Source organism: Vicinamibacterales bacterium (genome assembly GCA_041659285.1).
Taxonomy (GTDB): Bacteria; Acidobacteriota; Vicinamibacteria; order Vicinamibacterales; family UBA2999; genus 12-FULL-67-14b.
In genome coordinates, this window is the sequence record JBAZYO010000005.1 from 87,217 (window position 1) to 107,239 (window position 20,023).

General features: G+C 61.1%; 21 protein-coding genes. 18 read left to right on the top strand and 3 right to left on the bottom strand.

Translation table 11 applies throughout. The annotated features are described in order from the left end of the window. Nucleotides 1-2: 2 nt before the first annotated feature. Nucleotides 3-1,337, top strand: coding sequence for an O-antigen polymerase (locus tag WC815_09465; protein MFA5908990.1), 1,335 nt, complete (start codon nt 3-5; stop codon nt 1,335-1,337). Further along, nucleotides 1,334-2,194: an FkbM family methyltransferase gene (locus WC815_09470; GenBank protein MFA5908991.1), complete on the top strand. Its 861-nt coding sequence runs from the start codon at nt 1,334-1,336 to the stop codon at nt 2,192-2,194. The genes WC815_09465 and WC815_09470 overlap by 4 nt, the downstream gene beginning before the upstream one ends. Here the strand turns inward: WC815_09470 and WC815_09475 are convergent. Next, nucleotides 2,181-2,549, bottom strand: a complete 369-nt coding sequence (locus tag WC815_09475; protein MFA5908992.1) for a hypothetical protein — start codon at nt 2,547-2,549, stop codon at nt 2,181-2,183. The genes WC815_09470 and WC815_09475 overlap by 14 nt on opposite strands. A 1,450-nt stretch (nt 2,550-3,999) precedes the next feature. Between WC815_09475 and WC815_09480 the strand changes: the two genes are divergently transcribed. The 5 genes from WC815_09480 (at nt 4,000) to WC815_09500 (ending at nt 9,131) form a co-directional block, all read left to right on the top strand. Next, nucleotides 4,000-5,271: a glycosyltransferase gene (locus WC815_09480; protein ID MFA5908993.1), complete on the top strand. Its 1,272-nt coding sequence runs from the start codon at nt 4,000-4,002 to the stop codon at nt 5,269-5,271. A gap of 142 nt (nt 5,272-5,413) precedes the next feature. Beyond that, nucleotides 5,414-6,061: an FkbM family methyltransferase gene (locus WC815_09485; protein ID MFA5908994.1), complete on the top strand. Its 648-nt coding sequence runs from the start codon at nt 5,414-5,416 to the stop codon at nt 6,059-6,061. 38 nt (nt 6,062-6,099) lie between these two features. Continuing rightward, nucleotides 6,100-6,993, top strand: a complete 894-nt coding sequence (locus tag WC815_09490) for a class I SAM-dependent methyltransferase (protein ID MFA5908995.1) — start codon at nt 6,100-6,102, stop codon at nt 6,991-6,993. Nucleotides 6,994-7,056: 63 nt separating this feature from the next. Continuing rightward, on the top strand, nt 7,057-8,319 hold the full coding sequence (locus tag WC815_09495; GenBank protein ID MFA5908996.1) for a WcaI family glycosyltransferase: 1,263 nt from the start codon (nt 7,057-7,059) through the stop codon (nt 8,317-8,319). Then, nucleotides 8,316-9,131, top strand: a complete 816-nt coding sequence (locus WC815_09500) for an SDR family NAD(P)-dependent oxidoreductase (protein MFA5908997.1) — start codon at nt 8,316-8,318, stop codon at nt 9,129-9,131. The genes WC815_09495 and WC815_09500 overlap by 4 nt, the downstream gene beginning before the upstream one ends. A gap of 64 nt (nt 9,132-9,195) precedes the next feature. Here WC815_09500 and WC815_09505 read toward each other — a convergent pair whose 3' ends face one another. Next, on the bottom strand, nt 9,196-9,513 hold the full coding sequence (locus WC815_09505) for a helix-turn-helix transcriptional regulator (protein ID MFA5908998.1): 318 nt from the start codon (nt 9,511-9,513) through the stop codon (nt 9,196-9,198). Continuing rightward, nucleotides 9,510-9,731 (bottom strand): type II toxin-antitoxin system RelE/ParE family toxin, encoded by a 222-nt coding sequence (locus WC815_09510; GenBank protein MFA5908999.1) that lies wholly within the window; start codon nt 9,729-9,731, stop codon nt 9,510-9,512. Before WC815_09510 ends, WC815_09505 begins: the two co-directional genes overlap by 4 nt. Nucleotides 9,732-10,066: 335 nt before the next feature. Between WC815_09510 and WC815_09515 the strand changes: the two genes are divergently transcribed. The 11 genes from WC815_09515 to WC815_09565 all read left to right on the top strand — a co-directional run bounded on the left by WC815_09515 (nt 10,067) and on the right by WC815_09565 (nt 19,994). After that, nucleotides 10,067-10,321, top strand: a complete 255-nt coding sequence (locus WC815_09515) for a hypothetical protein (protein ID MFA5909000.1) — start codon at nt 10,067-10,069, stop codon at nt 10,319-10,321. Between the two features lie 22 nt (nt 10,322-10,343). Continuing rightward, complete coding sequence (locus WC815_09520) at nt 10,344-11,300, top strand: NAD-dependent epimerase/dehydratase family protein (protein MFA5909001.1); 957 nt, start codon at nt 10,344-10,346, stop codon at nt 11,298-11,300. Between the two features lie 2 nt (nt 11,301-11,302). Then, entirely contained in the window at nt 11,303-12,589 is a 1,287-nt protein-coding gene (locus WC815_09525) for a nucleotide sugar dehydrogenase (protein ID MFA5909002.1), read from the top strand. A gap of 26 nt (nt 12,590-12,615) precedes the next feature. After that, a complete protein-coding gene (locus WC815_09530; protein MFA5909003.1) occupies nt 12,616-13,500 on the top strand; it encodes an SDR family oxidoreductase in 885 nt (294 codons plus the stop codon). Nucleotides 13,501-13,508: 8 nt separating this feature from the next. Further along, nucleotides 13,509-14,480, top strand: a complete 972-nt coding sequence (locus tag WC815_09535) for a Gfo/Idh/MocA family oxidoreductase (protein ID MFA5909004.1) — start codon at nt 13,509-13,511, stop codon at nt 14,478-14,480. Nucleotides 14,481-14,507: 27 nt separating this feature from the next. After that, complete coding sequence (locus WC815_09540; protein ID MFA5909005.1) at nt 14,508-15,488, top strand: hypothetical protein; 981 nt, start codon at nt 14,508-14,510, stop codon at nt 15,486-15,488. After that, nucleotides 15,485-16,192: a nucleotidyltransferase family protein gene (locus tag WC815_09545; protein MFA5909006.1), complete on the top strand. Its 708-nt coding sequence runs from the start codon at nt 15,485-15,487 to the stop codon at nt 16,190-16,192. Before WC815_09540 ends, WC815_09545 begins: the two co-directional genes overlap by 4 nt. Then, nucleotides 16,189-16,785 (top strand): SIS domain-containing protein, encoded by a 597-nt coding sequence (locus WC815_09550; protein ID MFA5909007.1) that lies wholly within the window; start codon nt 16,189-16,191, stop codon nt 16,783-16,785. The genes WC815_09545 and WC815_09550 overlap by 4 nt, the downstream gene beginning before the upstream one ends. Before the next feature lie 11 nt (nt 16,786-16,796). Further along, nucleotides 16,797-17,306 (top strand): HAD-IIIA family hydrolase, encoded by a 510-nt coding sequence (locus tag WC815_09555; protein ID MFA5909008.1) that lies wholly within the window; start codon nt 16,797-16,799, stop codon nt 17,304-17,306. After that, nucleotides 17,303-18,022: a transaldolase gene (locus tag WC815_09560; protein MFA5909009.1), complete on the top strand. Its 720-nt coding sequence runs from the start codon at nt 17,303-17,305 to the stop codon at nt 18,020-18,022. The genes WC815_09555 and WC815_09560 overlap by 4 nt, the downstream gene beginning before the upstream one ends. 1,009 nt (nt 18,023-19,031) lie before the next feature. Then, a complete protein-coding gene (locus WC815_09565) occupies nt 19,032-19,994 on the top strand; it encodes a GDP-L-fucose synthase (protein MFA5909010.1) in 963 nt (320 codons plus the stop codon). Nucleotides 19,995-20,023 lie beyond the last annotated feature (29 nt).

Genomic DNA, 20,023 nt, shown 5'->3' on the forward strand with positions numbered 1-20,023 from the left:
GGATGCAGCCGAACGCAGGTATTGACTGGCTATCGCCACCATCGCTCCTGGCGGCAGCGTATGTAGTCGGCTTCGGTTTCAGTGTCGTCGACGGTCTGGTCGAGGGGGCGAATCCGTCGCTCATTGGATATCGACTGCGCTGGGTCTTTGACTACGACACTGGCCTTTCCTTGGGAGCACTGCTCTACCTCCTTTTGGGATACGCACTGTTCCTGCTCGGGTATCGACTGCGGCTCGCAGCCATCGTGGCGCCCGCTCGAAATGTCCAGAACCGTGCGATGGCGACGCGGCTGGCGTCGGCAGTCACGACAATCGCGTTCATCGCGACGTTCGGGACGCTCGTTGCGTACACGGCATCTGTCGGGTACGGACGGTACGTCGCGCTGGACGACACCGGGCAAAGCGGCCTGGAAAACTTGAGCTTGCTCGGAGAACTGTCCATCCTGCCGTTCTCGCTCGGCATGTACCGGTTCGCAATCTGGCGCCGGACGAAGGGCGCAGCCTACATGTCTCTCTTCGATCGCGCGTTCACATGGGCCATCATGCTGCCCCTCCAAGTGGGCCTGTCAGTCTTCATCGGCTCCCGTTCGCGAGCCCTTACCATGGTGCTGGTCACCGTGGGCGCATTCCACTATGGCTACCGCCGATTGACTGCGCGCTTGATCCTCGTTCTTATAGCGTTCTGTGTTCTTGTTGTCCTGCCTGGCATCAGCATCCTTCGCCTCGACGCTGATAATAGGCCGAAGCTGGAGCCATCGTTGTTGTGGGAGAACATGATGGAGCGAGGTTCGTCTCTCGAGTCTTTCACTGTCATTTTCGCCAATCTCAACGCGGCGCCAACTCCGGACCCGCTGTGGCTGACCGTCGCCACCGGGCTTGTGCCAAGGGCCATTTGGTCCGAGAAACCGATGGCGACGACCGCCAGCCGATTCAGTGATTGGGCCAGTGGGCGAAGGACCGTCGGACTTTCTCCTCCCCTTCCCGGCGAGCTCCTGCTGCACTTCGGCTATGTCGGTGGATTGGTCGCGATGTTCGCGTTGGGTCTTGTATGGCGACTCATCTTCATTCGCTGGGGACCATCGTGCGAGCGCGCCAGTGCGGATTCGAGAGGCTTCCTCTACATTGCGCTGATGCCGACGTTCCTGTCACTCGACGCAGGTTTCGTGAATCCATACAGCGTCCTGATTCGATTCCTGGTAGTCGGTGTGCCGATGCTCATTGTCTGCCAGAAGCCCGCATATCTCGAAGCCCGAGCGCCCGCGAGCCGCCGCGGCAGAACCTCGCGCCGGTCGGTCCCGCAACCGGCTAGCAGCAGGAAAACATGGAGGGTCGAGTGAAGCCCGCCACGCTCGACGCGCATGAGACCCGATTCGAGGTCGGTCCGGCTCGCGACCTGTCGCTCGTGTCTCGACTCCTGAAGTGGCTGCTGAGTTTCTCGATTTGTACGACGAACCTCGGCCTGGGAAATGCCGCGCGGATTCAGCTTTTCGCACGCGCCTCGGCGAAGGTCAGAGCGATTTGGATTCCTGGCTTTCCTAAACCATTCCACTTCCGCGGTTCCGCAGACCGTGGCGTCATGAGCCATTTCTTCAAAGAGTCCTGGTGTATCCAGGACACCGACGGGCGGCCGGTGCGATCTATTGTCGACTGCGGGGCGAACATCGGAGACGAAACCGTCAAGTTATGGTTGCGGTATCCGAAAGCGACGATCGTTGCGGTGGAGCCCGATGCTCTCAACTGCTCCTTTCTACAGCGAAACGTCTCGGGACTGGATCGAATCATCGTCAAACACGCGGGCGTGTGGCACAGGAACGCCAAACTGAGTGTAATCGCGGGAGAGAGTTACGAAGCGTTCACCGTACACGAAAACCTGTCGGAAGAGTCATTACAGGAACAAGTGCCTGCGGTCACCATTCCCGAACTGATGGAAGAGCAAGGGTGGTCTACGATCGATATTCTAAAACTAGATATTGAAGGCGCCGATCTCGACCTCTTTCAACATTCGTCCGGCTGGATCCATCAGATTAACGTCATCGTCGTCGAGGCCAACGACGCCCAACGGCTGCGTTCGACCGCCGCCCTTTTCGAGGCGACGGCCGCAGAGGAATTCGACGCATTCATCCACGGAGAAAACCACGTCCTCATCCGTCGTGGACTCGGCTGGACGCTGGCGCCACGATTCAGAATTGCGTAGCTGCTAAAAGATGAGACCAGCCGTCGCGCGTTTCTATTGGGACCAGCTCGGGGAATCGCAACGGGTTCTTGACCTTGGATGTGGCGAAGGCGCGATCGGCGCGCTGAAGCCGCACAATCGTGAAGTGCACGGCCTTGAGATTAGGCCCGAACTCGTTGTTCGCCTTAAGGGTTACGCGAGTGCCTCGGTGTGGGACCTCGACGCGCCAGCGCCCTTGCCGTTCGCCGACGGTCACTTCGATGCCGTGGTGGCCAAGGACATTCTCGAGCATCTTCAGCGTCCGTGGCAGACCGCGGCTGAGTTGCATCGCGTGCTCCGACCCGGTGGCATCGTTCTGGCCTCCGTAATCTGTCATCGGAGCCGACGCGTCTGGTCCGACTACACACACGTTCGGGGGTTCACAAGGGCAACCGCTAGGCAGCTGTTTACTGACGCCGGGTTCGAGGTTCCTAAGGTGTGGAGAATGGGCGGCGTCCCCGCCTCAGCAAGACTGAACGCCATTCACCTCGTCCCAAAGCTGCTCGCTATCCCTCCTTTCGACTGGATATGGACGAGTAGCTACGAACTCATTGCGCAAAAGCCCTTGGAACCAGGTCCCGGTTGAGCGCTCGCTCGTCATCTCTGGTTTCCGTCGGTTCCCGCCGGGCGCTGCTGCTTGGCGGCGTTACAGCTGACGGCAGCGCCAGCATGAAGCGCTACGCCCGTGAGCTCTCGTCAGCAATGTCAGCAGTTGCCCAGGCGGGATGGGCTCTTGGGCTTGTCCAGCCGGTTCAGCGACGGTGGCTCTCGGCGCTATGGAAAAGCAAACACGCTGAAAGGCTCGACAGCGCAGTGGCTCGGTACGTCACGTATCCCCTGACCCTTCGCAGCCGGGATGCTGACGTGTTCCATGTGCTGGACCATGGGTACGGTCACTTGGTGAGGGCGCTTGACCCGGCTCGAACGATTGTCACCTGCCACGACCTTATTCCGCTCCTCAGTGCCCACCGGCGAGTTCCAATGAGTGTTCCCGCAAGTGTCGTGACGACATTCAGATTTCGAATCAGGGAAATGGCTCGCGCAAGCAAGATCCTGGCCGACTCTGTGGCCACTCGAGACAGCTTGCTGGAGTACACGGATATTCCAGCGTCTCGCATCGTTGTCATTCCACTCGGGGTAAGCCAGTGCTTCGCACCTTGTGAGCCGTGGCAGGCTCATGCCATCAGGCGGCGACTTAACGTAAGCACGGATACGAAGGTCGTGCTGCAAGTTGCCACCCGCGGCCGCTACAAGAACACGCCATGTCTGCTTCGCGCCCTCGCGAAGCTGCGACACCAGCTTGGTCCAGCCGTAATCCTCGCGAGAGTTGGTGTGCCGCTTTATGAAGACGAGGTTGCATTGGCACACCGTCTCGCTGTCATGGACGGGATCCGATCCATTGGCTTCGTCCCGGACGACCGGACGCTTGCCGATTGGTATCGGGCTGCTACTGTCCTGGCGTTTCCATCATTATGGGAGGGGTTCGGCTGGCCGCCCCTGGAGGCGATGGCATCGGGCACGCCGGTTGTGGCGTCCGCCATCCCATCGGTCTGCGCAACGGTAGGGCAAGCGGCAGACCTCGTAGATCCAGAAGACGACGACGCATTAGCGGGAGCGCTGGAGCGAATCATCACAGACGCCGATCATGCTATGCAACTTCGGTCCAAGGGCCTTGAGCAAGCCAAGGAGTTTACTTGGGATCAGACTGCGAGGCTCACGCTCGCTGTCTACGATGAAGTTTCCGGCACGACCACTTCCGCCGACGCTCTCTTGGACAAGCGTCTCGGATGTTTGACGGGACCGACGCCGCCAGACGTGGGTGCCCACGGCCCACCGACATGCTAAGAGTCCTTGGGTTCTGTGAAGGTGCGCGAGTTGATACGGGAGGCATTGGGCTGATTGGTGTTCCGCTCATTCATCAAGCCCTGGCTGACCACGGGCACAATGATGTGCTGGCAATCGGCGGACAACCGATGCCATCGGCCCATTCGATGCTTCATGAGACCATCGGTGACATTCTTGATTCGACCAGGACCGGTCACGCCGGAGTCGTCTCGTTCCCGGCGATAGGCCGCTGGTGCTTTTCGCCCGCCCTGTACCTCGCGGCCCTGGCCGGTGCCCCACGCGCCGACTTCATCACCCTTCATTCGATGTACTCGTTCCCGGTACTTGCTGGCTACGTTGCGGCGAAGCGCTTTGGGAAGCCGTTCGGATTATGGCCGCATGGCGTGTTTGCACCGGTCCAGCGCGAAGTCGGGAGGGCAAGAAAGGTGGTCTACGACACAATGGTCGGCCGGCGGATCCTTGACGACGCGTCGGTGCTCTTTTACAGCGCTGAAGGAGAACGCGACGAGGCGAGGCCGCTTGGGCTGAAGGCGCCCTCGGTTGTGATCCCGCACGGGATCGATGCACGCCAATTTGCCAATCTGCCCGCCCGCGGTGCGTTCCGCCAGAAACACATGGCTGGCCATCAGGGACCACTGGTGCTTTACCTCGGTCGCCTGAACGTCAAGAAAGGCCTGGACCTCCTCGTGGAATCGATCGCGCGGGTCGTAAGAGAGATACCAGATGTTCGCCTGGCCATTGCCGGAGGTGGTCATCCAGCATCTTTCACTAGCAAGGTGCAGAAGTGGGTGGCACAAGCCGGAATTCAGAAAACGACCGTGCTTACTGGGCCGCTCGACGAGAACGAAAAGCTCGCAGCATTCTCCGACTGCGACGTGTTCGTCCTGCCTTCCGCCGCCGAGAACTTCGGCTTTGCCATGTTCGAGGCTATGGCCAGCGGGCGCGCAGTGGTCTGTTCGAACACAATGAACTACGCCGGCGAGGTCAGTCGTTGCGCCGCCGGGATTGTTGCCGAGCGAACAGTGGCCAGTTTTGCCGAAGCGATAGGACAGTTGCTTTCTAACTCAGAACAGCGTCTGGCGATGGGTCAAAACGGGCAGAGACTCGCCAGGAACTACTCATGGGATACCTGTGGACGCCGGGTCGAAATGACCATCGAGAGCATTCTCACAGGTCAGCCTTTTCCTCTCGAGTTGAAGCCTGATGGGGCATGAAGTTCAAGGCTCATCACCCTTGTCACTAAAACCACTAGCTCGGCGATTTTTGTCGGCCCGCGTCAAGCCCCATCGAATACTTGCCGGCCCTCTTCGTGGCGCCCGCATCGTAACATCGTGGCACGACTATCCCGGCAGCATCATGGGTCGCACGGAACGAGATCTTCTTGATTGGTTCCAGCAGAACGTGAAGCCTGGCGAAACCTGGCTCGACGTGGGCGCACATTATGGCTATACAGCCATTGGGCTGTCGAGATTGGTCGGCCCTTCCGGGCGGGTGTTCGCGTTCGAGCCGGTGGTATCCACTGCCGGCTGCGTTGCTCAGACCAGGATCCTGAACGGCCTGACACAGGCCACGGTCGTGCCCTGCGGATTAGGGGACCCCGAGAGTCTCGCATGCTTCAAGCTGCCACTCGAGCGGGGAATGGCTGACCAGACGCTCATTGCCGACGCGGAGCGCTGGTGGGAGTCCATTCAGATTGCGCGCCTCGATTGGTTGTGGCCGCGACTAAACGGGGGGATCGACGCAATCGATGGTGTGAAGATCGATGTGCAAGGCATGGAGATCGACGCTCTTCGCGGAATGGAAGACCTTCTTCGGCGGCAGCACCCGAAGTTGGTCATCGAGCTTCACGAGGGAGTCGATCGTACCACGGTCCTCGACCTGCTGGCCCGCACAGGTTATCAGACCCGATGTTGCGCCATCGAGCCTCAAGGTGACGCAAGATTCAAGGACAACCACAGCTACGCGTTCGTGGCGAACGAAGTCAATCCTTCTTGTGCCCGATGACCAGTCCGTGCCCCGCGTGTCATTCGACTTCGAGCTCGTTGTCGCATCATTCCGTCCGGAACGGCCTCACGACCGTCAGGTGCAGGACCTGTGGGCTGCGATTCATCCAAGAGCGAATCGACGAGCACCAACAGACCAGCCTCTACGCAGATGAAGACACCTACCGTCACTTTGCCGAAGCTGAGCGCAGCGTAACGGCCGTTCCTCAACGCAGGCGAGAGTGGGCCAGTCTGCTGGCGGAGGCGATACTTGCCGAAGACTTCGCCGTGCGGCGCGGTCGCCGCCCCCGGCTGCTCGACATCGGCTGCGGCGCTGGCGATTTTCTCGTTATTGCGAGAGATGCAGGCTTCGACGCTCATGGCGTCGAGCTCTCGGCCGCTGCCGCCCGGCTTGCGAAACAAGACCATCAACTCGACGTGACGGTGGGGGACTTCAAATCCGAGAGCCGCGAAGGATATTTCGAGGCGATCGCGCTAATTGGCGTCCTTGAGCACGTTCGAGACCCGAGCGAGTTAATGTTCCAAGCGGGCAGATTGCTAGCCCCTGGAGGCGTTCTACTAATCTATACGCCTGTGTGGGGTGTCTACGATCGTGTTTCGAGCGGCCTTGCCCGGTTGACGCGAGGCCACTGGAGCCGCCTGATAGACCGTCGCATCAATACGGCGCACCTTCAGATCTTTCCACAACGCACTCTCGTCAGATTAGCCGAGACCAACGGGCTCAACGTCACCCACAGTCTGAGAGTCTGCGAGTACAACCTGCCCGTTCACCATTACTTGAGTTCAGTCGGAATCGAATCCGCCTGGTTCATGGGGTTCTTCGAGAGATGCGTGAACACGCTTATCAACACGAATCTCTTCTTTCGAAACAACCAGCGAGTCCTTATTTCAAAACCGATTTGCGTTCAGCCATCAGACTCAACACCGTGCTGAGTTCAAGCCGAAGCAGACGTCGGCGGTAAGTCCCTACCAGACATAGCCAATCTTCCAGCGATCGTGCGAGTCCTAGCAATCGGTATGAATTACCTGCCCGAGTCGGCCTCGATTGGGCCGTACACAGCGGCGTTAGCCACCTTTCTACAGGACCGTGGGCACAGTGTGCATGTCGTTACCAGTTTTCCGATGGCGCCGCAGTGGCGAGTATGGGATGGGTACCGGGGTGAGTGGTTCCGGAGGGAGGTGATCAACGGCATCCCAGTTCGGCGCACCTACGCGTACGTGCCAGCGGATCCGCGCCGTACGATCAATCGTGTGCTGTATGACTGCTCGTTCAGTGTGTCTGCGCTAGCGGGCTGCTTTGGCGATGGGCGGTACGACATCGTCATCGCGATCTCGCCGCCGCTGCAGCTCGGCCTGACCGGATGGCTCGTGTCCCGGCTGTTCCGAGTGCCCCTGTTCTTCCATATTCAGGATCTTGTGCCTGACGCGGCCATCGCCACGGGGCTGTTGTCGCCGGAATCATTGTCAATCCGCGTGGCCCGGGCGCTCGAGCGGTTTGTCTACAGGCGTGCTGCGGGTATTGGCGTGATCTGCCAGGGATTCCATAACAACCTTGTCGCCAAAGGTCTGGCGCCTGACAAGATTCACATTCTGCCAAACTCGATCGATTTGAACTTCATGCGCGAACACGTCAAAGACAACCCGTTTAGGAGGGCGCACGGCCTGGCTTCGGACGACATCGTCCTGATGTACTCGGGGAGCATCGCACTCAAGCAGGGCCTCGAGGTAATGGTGGACGCCGCGGGATTGCTCACCGACATACCGAAGCTACAGTTCGTCGTTGTAGGCGAAGGGCCACCTCTTGAGCGGCTTAAGCAACGAGCCGAGACACGGGCGCTCCAGAACATCCACTTTCTCCCGTTCCAGCCTCGCGAGAGCCTGCCCGAGCAACTTGGTGCTGCCGACGCCTTGGTCATCACTCAACGCCGCGCCGTCACCGACTTCGCCTTTCCGGGCAAGCTCTTGTACTACATGGCGGCCGCGCGCCCCGTCTTGGCAGCAGTTAGCGCGGACAGCGAAACGGGGCGATTCGTCGCGGCGCAAAAAGTGGGCCTGGTCACGCCCCCCGAAGACGCACTTGCGATGGCGCAAAACATCAGGGCCCTACTGGCCAGCGACATGACGGCTACGGGGCGCCGCAGCCGATCGGTCGCGGAGCAGCTGTTCGACAATCGCACCGTTCTTCCTGCATTTGAAGAGGTTCTGCAATCGCTGGTCCGATCGGCAGGATCCTCGGCGGTGAGCGGTTCTGCCAAATGAGTATCCTCACGCCGGGTAACATAGCGGTCGTCACTGGCGGATCGAGCGGCATTGGGCAGGCGGTCGCGGCGGCGCTCACCGATCTCGAGTTACGCGTCGTCATTGCAAGCGATCGGGTGACAGATCTTGAGCGGGCCGCTGGGGAACTATCGGCCCAGGGACGGCTGGTGGACCGCATTCTGTGCGACGTGCAGAGCCGGGAGGCAGTTGAACGAATGGCCGTGGAACTAATTTCGCGCTACGGCCGAGTTGATTTACTCATCAACAACGCCGGCTACGCGGTCTACCGGTCATTCGAAGAAAGCTCGCTCGACGAGATTGAGAGTCTGCTGGACGTGAATCTCGCCGGCGCGATGCGGTGTACCAAGGCATTTCTGCCGTCCATGATCTCCCGGCGCGCCGGGCGCATCGTGAACATCGCCTCATTAGCCGGTGGAGTGATCATCACGCCCAACGCCGTGTACTGTGCGGCGAAACACGGTATGGTGGCATGGACCCGGACGCTGCGGTATGAGCTCGACCGCTTTGGGCTCTCGGCAAACGTCGTCTGCCCGGGTCTGACCAAGACCCGGTTCCATGACCATCCAACCTTCCAGCGCCGACAAAACCACCGCCGAGACGGCCGCTCCTGGATGATGCCTGAGCAAGTCGCGGCTCAGGTGATCCGGGCAATCCGCCGCGACCGTGCAGTTACATACGTGCCTGGGTGGCAGGGCCTAGTTGCCTGGGCGTTGGCTGCAGCTCCATTTGCAGTTGAGCCGCTGTGGGGGCGCGTGATGCGGAAGCGCATCTCGGCGCTGTACGAGGACTGATTCTGCGAAGGAACTCACTTCATTCCTAGAGGCGCGGCGACGCGATGTGCCAGTCAGTGGCGATTTAAGCCCTGTTCTGCCTCGTCGCTGCCGTGCCGCACCGCGCCGTCGCGCTGCGGCCTTCCTTTCTTGAGATTGGGTGGCACTGGCAGAAACTGGACACGATCCAGTCACTGCTGATGACCAGCGCCGTCTCGATGCGGGCAACGTAGGATTGCGACGTTTTCATGCGCCGGGCGAGTTGTGTTTGCGACAACCCGGCGCCCGTCCTGGCCTCGATGATGCTGCGGACGAGCTCTAATTCTTTTCCCAGCGCCTGGTACGCCGTCTTGAATTTCGGGTTCTTCATCCAGGCCCGACGCAGGTCTTTGACCTTGGTCATTTCTCCAAATCCTTCGCGCGCGCAAAGCCGGCCTGGCCCTTCAGCCGGATTTCCCAAATCGAGTCCCGAATGTGTTTGACGTGCGGCTCTCTGACGTTGGGCAGACCGACGGCCTCGATCAACTCAGCGATGCGAACGAAACGCGCCTGCATCTCCTCAGGGAGGTCGGCAAGCTCGCCGTCCACCGTGTCGTTGAGCGTTTCGACAGTCCATCCCACAGTTTCGACTATACCGTGTCTGGTATTTTTCGAGCCCACGTCTGACGGGGTTCAGCACAAGGGTTCACAAGATCAGCCGGAGCAGCTCTCAACGGAATAGCCCGGCGCCCGCTGATTCAGCGCAGGCTTCATCTTTCGCTTCGTGTCCATTTTCTAACCTCAAGGTCAGAGACCACGTGATGCTGGGAGATCCACCGGCGTCGGTTACCGAGCGGAAACGGTGTTGTCGTAGCCGAGCTGCGCTACACTAACCTCATGCCTACCGTCAGTCTCAGGGCCCACTACGACGGCAAGACGATCCGGAGCCGTTTGACTTGCCTCCGAACGCGCGCTTGATGGTGACCGTGCTGCCGCCGATGACGGACACTGACCACGAAGACTGGGCGAGTCTGTCGGCGGCGAATCTGGCGCGCGCGTACGGGGACGACGAGCCGGACTACACTGAAACAAGCGTGAGGGACAGGCTCTGCCAACATCTTTCTGGCGGTCAGCGACAAGACCAGCCGAGAGCAGCCGCCGCAGCCGTCAACGGAATAGCCCGGCGCGCGCTGATTCAGCGCACCCGGTTCGGCACGAAGAACCTGCTCTAGGCGAATACCGCCATTACCACGAATGCGCGCTTGCATCACAGGCGGTAGCGGCTTCATTGGAAGCACACTGGCGGATAGGCTGATCGCCGAGGATCACGACGTTATTGTGTACGACAACTTCTCTACTGGCGATCGCCGCTTCCTCGACTCCGCCACCCGCTCGCCCCGTCTCCGCATCGTCGAAAACGACACACTGCATCCCGAGCCCCTCACTGAGGCGATAGCGGGGTGCGACGTCGTGTTTCACCTGGCCGCCAATGCCGACGTCCGCTTCGGCACCGAGCATCCAGGGAAGGACCTGCAGCAGAACACCATCGCCACCTTCACCGTGCTGGAAGCCATGCGGGCATCAGGAGTGAAGCGCATTGTGTTCTCGTCCACGGGATCGGTGTACGGCGAGCCATCCACTTTCCCCACGCCGGAAGACGCGCCCTTCCCGGTTCAGACATCCCTCTACGGCGCATCGAAGCTCTCAGGTGAGAGCCTGATCGCCGCCTACTGTGAGGGCTTCGGATTCGAAGGCTTCATCTTTCGCTTCGTGTCCATTCTTGGTGAGCGCTACACGCACGGACACGTGTTCGACTTCTGCAAGAGCCTGTTGCGCGACCCGTCGACACTGAAGGTGCTGGGAAACGGCAAACAACGAAAGTCGTACCTCTACGTCCACGACTGCATCGACGCCATCCTGATGGCCTTGGATAAAGCGCCCGATCGATTCAACCTTTTTAATCTCGGCACGGATGAGTACTGCCAGGTCAGCGACTCGATCGGCTGGATTACTAACCGCCTCGGTGTTTCGCCACAGCTTCAGTACACGGGCGGGGAGCGTGGCTGGATCGGCGACAGCCCCTTCATTTTCCTCGACTGCTCACGCATTCGCGCGCTCGGGTGGAAGCCCACCCTGACCATCCAGCAGGCTGTAATCCGAACCGTCGACTACCTGCTGGAGAACAAGCACCTGATGGACCAGCGCTCGTGAAGGTGTGCGTTCTGGGCCTTTGGCACCTGGGCTCCGTGACAGCGGCATGTGTGGCCAGCCTCGGACACGATGTCGTCGGTCACGACCTGGACGAATCGGTCGTAGCAGGCCTCAGTGAAGCCAGGCCTCCCGTGGGCGAGCCCGGACTTCCGGAGCTGATTCAACAGCAACTCGACTCCGGGCGCCTGACGTTCACGGCTGACCTCGCCACCGCACTTCGAGGAGCAGAGGTGGTGTGGGTCACCTACGACACACCGGTCGACGAGGAAGACAGGGCGGACGTTGAGCATGTGACCTCGGCAGTGGAGCGGACCTTTCCAAACCTGGAAGACGGTTCGCTCGTGTTGACGTCGTCGCAGCTTCCCGTCGGCACGACGAGAGAGCTCGAGCGTCGATGGATGGCAAGGTCAGACGGCCGGAAGGTCGCCTTCGCATACTCGCCGGAGAACCTCAGGCTAGGGAAAGCGATTGACGTCTTTCTGTCGCCAGATCGAATCGTCGTTGGCTCTCGGGAGCAGGACCGTCCGCTCGTCGCCGAACTCTTTGGGCCGCTCGCGGATAAAATCGTGTGGATGGGCGTCGAATCGGCGGAGATGACCAAACATGCGGTGAACGCCTTCCTCGCCACGTCGGTCACCTTCATCAACGAGGTCGCCCGGCTTTGTGAGGCGGTTGGCGCCGATGCGGCCGAAGTAGAGCGTGGGCTCAAGACCGAGGCCCGGATTGGACCAAAGGCATATCTCGGTCCCGGCGCCGCATTTGCCGGCGGTACCCTCGCCAGGGACGTCCAGTTCCTCCGGGCGATCGCCACCCAACACAACCGCACAACGCCACTCCTCAACGGCCTCGCGGAGAGCAATGCCCAGCATCGGTCGTGGACGATCGACCGCGTCGAAAACACCCTGGGGTCGCTCCGCGGGCACCGCATTGCCGTTTGGGGCCTTACCTACAAGGCCGGAACAACAACCCTGCGGCGCTCGGATGCCGTTGCGCTCTGCAACCAGCTCCTGGAGCGTGGCGCTACCGTGCTGGCACACGATCCGACGGTGAAGACCTCGCCGACAGAGCTGGACAGTGCGATCGAGGTCTGCAGCGATCCCATCGAAACTGCGGCGGATACCGATGCGCTGGTGGTGGCCACCGGGTGGCCGCTGTATCGAGACGTCGCGCCAGATCGGCTTTTCGCGACCATGAAACGCCCGGTGGTCGTGGATGCCAACAGGTTTCTTGGCGCCACGATCGGTGCGGATACCCGGTTCGAGTACTTCTCGGTCGGCCGGCACCACTAAAGTGGTGCCCTACTGGAGAATCTGAAGTGGCGCCCCACGCGAATAGCGAGCTGACCGGACGGAACGCCATCATTACCGGGGCAAGCCAGGGCCTCGGGAAGGAAATCGCGCGGGCCTACCTCGCGGCCGGCGCAAGCGTCCTGCTCTGCGCTCGCAGTGCCGATGACCTTGAGAGAGCTCAGTCGGAGCTTCAGCACGACTTGGCCCCCGGTCGCGTGCTGAGCCAGACCGCCGACGTGTCCAAACCTGAAGAGGCCGAACACCTGGTCGAAGCGGCCCTCCAGCAGTGGAACCATGTCGACATTCTCGTCAACAACGCCGGCGTCTACGGGCCGTTAGGACCGTCGGACGAGGTGGACTGGCTCGAATGGACGCGAGCCATCGAGACCAACCTCTATGGCTCAGTACTTCCCGCGCGCGCCCTGCTACCGCATTTCAAGAAGCGCCGCTACGGGAAGATCGTACAGATATCCGGCGGCGGCGCCACGAATCCTCTGCCTCGCATCACTGCATACGCAGCCTCAAAAGCGGCGGTGATTCGCTTCGCCGAATCACTGGCTGAAGAGGTACGGGAGTTTCACATTGATGTGAACGCAATCGCACCGGGCGCGCTGAACACGCGGATGATGGATCAATTGATTGCGGCCGGACCCGAAGCCGTGGGCGAGTCCTTTTACTCGAGAATGGAGCGCATCAAATCGGAGGGCGGCACCTCCCTGGAACGAGGTGCGGCGCTCGCGGTGTTTCTGGGATCGCCCGCCAGCGACGGCCTGACCGGCCGGCTGATCAGCGCGGCGTGGGACTCCTGGGAGAAACTGCCGGATCGCATTAATGAGATTGCCGGGACCGATATCTATACCCTCCGCCGAGTTACTGCCGCCGACCGGGGCAAGGACTGGGACAAGCCTTGATTCCTGCCGTGGCCATCGTCGGATGCGGATTGATCGGCAAGAAACGGAAGGCGGCGCTCGGCAAGGCACGCCTTGTAGCCTGCGTCGATCGCGATCTCTCCCGAGCGCAGAGTCTGGCCGCCGGCTCACCAGAAGCCATCGCAGCGACGAGTCTCGATCAGGTCCTAAGACACAACATCGACATCGTGGTCGTGGCGACGACCAACGACGCGCTGGCCGACACCGCGTGCGCAGCGCTTGACGCAGGTTGCCACGTAATCGTCGAGAAGCCTGCGGCCAGGACGGTCGCTGAACTCGACCGCATCAAGACTGCTGCCGGTCGCGCGCAGAGGCTAGTGCGGGTGGGCTTCAATCATCGCTACCATCCGGCGCTGCTGAAAGCCAAAGAGATCGTCGACTCGGGGGCACTGGGTCCGCTCATGTTCGTGCGGGGCCGCTACGGGCATGGTGGCCGCCTCGGATACGACCGAGAGTGGCGCGCCGATCCGGTGCTGTCGGGAGGCGGAGAACTGATCGACCAGGGTGTGCACCTGATCGACCTGTCGCGTTGGTACCTCGGGGCCGAGTTCACGGAGATCGCGGGTTTCGCCGGCACGTTCTATTGGGACATGCCGGTCGACGACAACGCCTTCCTGACCCTGCGCACCGCGACTGGCGCGACGGCGTTCCTGCATATGAGCTGCTCGGAGTGGAAGAACCTGTTCTCGCTCGAAATCTACGGACGCAACGGAAAGCTCCACATTGAGGGGCTCGGCGGCAGCTACGGTGTTGAACGGCTCACGTGGTACCGCATGCTTCCAGAAATGGGCCCACCCGAAACCGAAGCGTGGGAGTTCCCGCGCGGTGACCGATCGTGGGAGCTCGAGTTCGGAGAATTTCTGGATGACATCGCCGCGAACCGGACACCCGCCGCTGGGCTGAGCGATGCGCGCGCGGCGCTGGCCGTTGTTGAACGGATCTATCGCAATGGCACCCCATAAAGGGGTGCCCTACGACTACCAATCCCAATGATCATTACGCGAAGTCCGCTCCGCATCACGCTCGGTGGAGGTGGTACCGACCTACCCTCATACTATGGGCAGCACGGCGGCTTCCTGATTGCGGCGGCCATCGACAAGTACGTCTACGTCACGGTGATGCGACCGTTCACGCCGGGCATCTTCCTGAAGTACTCAAAACTCGAGCAAGTCGAGCACACCAAAGACGTCCAGCATCCGATCGTGCGGGAGGCACTGGCGCTCTTCGGGAACGGTGCGTCACAGATCGAGATTACGACGCTGGCCGACATACCGGCCGGCACAGGACTCGGCTCTTCCGGCAGCTTCACGACCGCGCTGATCCGGGCGCTCTCGGCGTTTCACCGCAAGCCGATGCATCCAGACACGCTGGCGGAAACCGCTTGCGATATCGAGATCAACCGGCTGAAGGAACCTATCGGCAAGCAGGACCAGTACATAGCCGCGTATGGTGGCGTGACCTCGTTTACGTTCCACCCCGACGAAAAAGTTGACGTCAAACCGGTCGGGGTGTCGAGCGATGTGCTCTTCCGGCTTGAAGATCACCTGCTGTTGTTCTTCACCGGCTATTCACGCAGTGCTGGCAGCATTCTGGCGGATCAACAGACGAAGACCGTCGCCGATGACCAGGTGATGCTGGCGAACCTCCACTACGTCAAGGAACTCGGCCACCGCAGCCTCGAGGCGATTGAGCTCGGCAACTTGTCGACGTTTGGCGAGTTGATGCACGAGCATTGGGAGCACAAGAAAGCCAGGTCCGGCGGCATGAGCAACCCGCAGATCGACGAGTGGTACGACCTCGCGATGAGGAACGGCGCGGTTGGCGGGAAACTGGTTGGCGCCGGAGGAGGCGGATTCCTGATGTTCTATGCCGATGATGTCCGCAAGCTTCGACTCGCCATGAGCAAGGCGGGCCTGGACGAAGTGCGGTTCCGTTTCGACTTCGAAGGGACCAAGGTCCTCTTTTCGTGACGCTTCCCGTAGCCATTCTCGCCGGCGGCCTCGCCACACGGCTGCGGCCCCTCACCGACGAGGTTCCGAAGTCGTTGGTTGATGTTGCCGGCCGCCCATTCGCCGAGCACCAGCTCGACCTCTTGCACCAACACGGGTTCAACGAAGTCGTGTTCTGCGTCGGCCACCTTAGCGCCCAGATCGAGCGCGCCCTTGGCGACGGCGGCCGATTCGGTATGCGGCTGTCATACGTGGACGATGGCCCGGAGCTGGTCGGGACCGGCGGCGCGCTACGTCGAGCGCTGCCGCGCCTCGGCGAGTCGTTTCTCGTGATGTATGGCGATTCCTATCTCGACTGCGACTACCAGGCCATTGCATTGGCCTTCATGTCGAGCGCCAAGCTTGGTCTGATGACGGTCCTCCAGAACGAGAACCGGTGGGATCGCAGCAACGTCCGCTTCGAGCGCGGCGCCATTCAGGCGTACGACAAGACCACCAGCGATCCAGCGTTCAAGCATGTGGACTATGGCCTGGGCGCCTTGCGGGCGGAAGCGCTGTTCCCGTATCCGTCGGACCGCAAGCTCGATCTGGCGCAGGTATACCAGGACCTCCACGCCCGCGACCAACTCGCCGCGTACGAGGTCCCGGAGCGTTTCTACGAGATCGGGTCTCTTTCCGGCCTCGAAGAAGTTCGAGCCAAGTTAGCTACGAGGGACGTCTCTTGACCTACACCGAGCAGCACCTGAAAGAGACGGCCGCGATCGTCGCGCAACTGGATGTGGCCGCGATCGAGGCTCTGGCCGTAGCGCTGGCCGGCGTGCGAACGCGCGGCGGGCGGGTGTTCTTTCTGGGAGTTGGCGGGAGCGCCGCCAACTGCTCACATGCGGTGAATGACTTTCGCAAGCTGGCAGCCTTTGAGGCCTATGCGCCGACCGACAATGTTTCGGAGTTGACCGCGCGAACTAATGACGAGGGTTGGGACACGACGTTCGCAGCGTGGCTTAGAGGCAGTCGTTTGACAACACAGGACGCCGTGTTCGTGATGTCGGTCGGAGGCGGCAGCGTCGAGCGCAACGTGAGCCCCAACCTCGTGCGCGCGCTCGAGCACGCGCGAACGGTGGGCGCGGCCATCCTTGGAATTGTCGGGCGCGACGGCGGTTTCACGGCAAAGGTCGCTGACGCCGTTGTGGTGGTTCCGACGGTAAATAGCGAGAACGTAACGCCGCATAGCGAGGCGTTCCAGGCGGTTATCTGGCACCTCCTGGTGTCGCATCCCGCTCTGAAGGTGGGACCGACCAAGTGGGAATCGCTCAAGTAGCACAACGCGCGGTGTTTCTGGACCGCGACGGGGTTCTGAACGCGGTCGTTATCCAGGATGGGCGGCCCCACCCTCCTGCGACGTTAGCCGACTTGTCAATCTATCCAGACGTAGCCGACAGTCTGTCCCGGCTGAAGCAGGCTGGATTCGCGCTCGTCGTGGTGACCAATCAACCCGACGTCGCTCGCGGAGCGCAGACGCGCGAGATGGTGGAGGCGATGAACGCCCAACTGTCGGCCATCCTACCGCTCGACGAAATTCGCGTGTGCTACCACGACGATGTTGATGCGTGCTCGTGCCGGAAACCACGGGCTGGCCTTCTCACTGCCGCGCCGCACCACGACCTCAACCGCAGCTTCATGGTGGGCGATCGCTGGCGAGATGTCGAAGCCGGGCGGAACGCTGGCTGTCGCACCGTGTTCATCGACCGTGGTTATAGCGAACGCCAGCCGGCGGCTGACGCGCGCGTTACTTCCCTGACCGGCGCTGTCGACTGGATCCTAACAAGAGACGAGGAATGATGAAGAGCTTTGATCAGTTGAACGTCAAGGTGTTTGCGGACGGCGCCGACCTCGACGGAATGATTGCGATGGCACGCGAGCCGCACATCAAGGGGTTCACGACGAACCCGACACTGATGAACAAGGCCGGCATCAAGGACTACGCCGAATTCGCCCGGGCCGCCTTGAAGGCAATTCCCGATCGCCCGATCTCATTTGAGGTCTTCTCAGACGAGTTCGACGAGATGGAACGACAGGCCCGCGAGATCGCCTCCTGGGGATCGAACGTTTACGTCAAGATTCCGGTAACCAATACGCGCGGAGAGTTCGCCGGACCACTAGTAGCCAGGCTGACTACGGCCGGTGTAAAGGTCAATGTGACTGCGTTGATGACCGCCTCTCAGGTTCATGACGTCAGCCGGAACCTGACTCCGGGCGTGCCCTCATGTGTGTCCGTATTCGCGGGACGCATCGCCGATACCGGGCGTGATCCACTGCCGATCATGGTCGATGCTCTGACTATGCTGGCCCCCATCGCCGGTGCCGAGTTGATATGGGCGAGCCCCCGCGAGTTTCTGAATGTTTTCCAAGCTGACCAGATCGGCTGCCATATCATCACCGTGACCAATGACCTGCTGAAGAAGATCCCACTACTCGGTAAGGATCTGGATTTGTTCTCGCTCGAGACCGTCGAGATGTTTCGCCGCGACGCGGTGTCCGCTGGATTCAGCCTCTAGCGCCCCCCACTTTGATTGCCTGTGATACAACCGAACCCTCCCGTCCGGGGTGTCCTGTTATGGCGTTGTGCGAGCAGTGCGGTTCGATCAGTATCGTCGTCAGGGCCCAGCCCGAATCAGTAGACAAGCTGGTGGCCTTCTTCACCGCGAAGCGACCGTTCGTCTGTCGATGATGCGGCTGGCGCGGACGCCGGGAGTGGACTGACGAGCAACTAACGGCACTGATGGATTACGGCGCCGGCGGCGCCGAGCCCGATCCATCGCTAGTGGTGCTGGACGGCGAGACAGGCTCATCGAAAGGAAAGCGGAAGCGCCCGCCACGTCGCAAGGGACGATCGATGGGTGCGAGCGAAGCCAGCCCCGAAACGTTCGACCTCGCATCGTTGGACCTGGCGATGCGATGTAACTACGCTGCGGTCTGGAACTCGCGTTCGTCCCGATCACCCGTCACCACGGTGATTCGGTCGTGTCGTGAGCAGAACGAGAGGATCTTTCCAAGAACCAGTGCCACGGGTATGGACAACACTGTCCAGACCGCCAGGCTCGTCAGAACGGTGCGAAGCATAGAAGGCCTCCCTGCCGGTAATCGGCAGCGAGGTTGGAGACTTGAATACTCCCTTAGCTCGGCCTTCGCGGGTCTTTGTCGAGTGCGAGCAAGTTGGAATCTGACACGTTGGATGCTGTCAAGTCGCTCCGGTTAATCCGATCTTTCTCAGCCCAGGAACGCCGGCCCCGCCACCCGCAGCGTCTGCATAGGAACGGCTTTCTGCCCGTGAAAAACCTGATGAGCCTGTCGAGCCCCCGCGACCGGGCCCTCACGATATCGATTGATCCGCACGACTCGCACAACACGACGGCTACTAACCCCCTGTGACCCTGCGCCCGCAGGCATATAATTTATTCGACCCCTATCGACCATTTTGTCATATATTGTCGCGTCAATGCGTGTAGCCGACGCTAAAAATGGTGCCCTGCACGGTCCGCGGGAAGGGTGCCCTACAATTCTCTGATGGCAGAAATGACGCCCAACTCCAGAATTTTCGTCGCCGGCCACCGTGGCCTGGTGGGATCGGCCGTCGTCCGCCGCCTCGAACACCTCGGCTACACGAACATCCTCACCGCCACCCGCGACCAACTCGACCTGCGCGACCAGGCGGCGGTGAACTACTGGTTCCGCGCCAACCGGCCGGAGTTCGTCTATCTGGTCGCCGGCACCGTCGGCGGCATCCTGGCCAACTCCACGCGGCCGGCGGAGTTCATCTACGACAACATGATGATCCACGCCACGGTCGTGCACTCGGCGCACCTGTTCGGCGCGAAGAAGCTCCTCTACCTCGGCAGCTCCTGCATCTATCCGCGCAACTGCCCGCAGCCGATGCCGGAAGAAGCGCTGCTGACCGGCCCGCTCGAGCCCACCAACGAGTCGTACGCGATCGCGAAGATCGCCGGCATCAAGCTGTGCCAGGCCTACCGCAAACAGTACGGCAGCGATTTCATTTCGGCCATGCCCACCAACCTGTATGGCCCGCACGACAACTTCGACCTGACCAGCTCGCACGTGCTGCCGGCGATGATCCGCAAGTTCCATGACGCGAAGGTGGAAGGCCGCAGCGAGGTCACCATCTGGGGCACCGGCTCGCCGAAGCGCGAGTTCCTGCACGTGGACGACCTCGCCGACGCCTGCGTGTTCCTGATGCAACGCTACTGCGACGCCATGCACATCAACGTCGGCACCGGTCAGGAAGTTGCGATTGCCGACCTCGCCGACATGGTCCGCCGCATCGTCTACCCGGCCGCGAAGATCGTCTACGACATCAGCAAGCCGGACGGCACTCCGCGCAAACTCCTGGATGTCTCGAGGCTGCATAACCTCGGATGGCGCCATCGCACATCGCTCGGTGAAGGGATCGCGGGAACCTACGAGTGGTTCCTCGCCCATCATGCCGAAGCCCGGGGAGTGGAACGCGTTTGACCCCACTTGGGGTCAACTGGTAGCCTTGG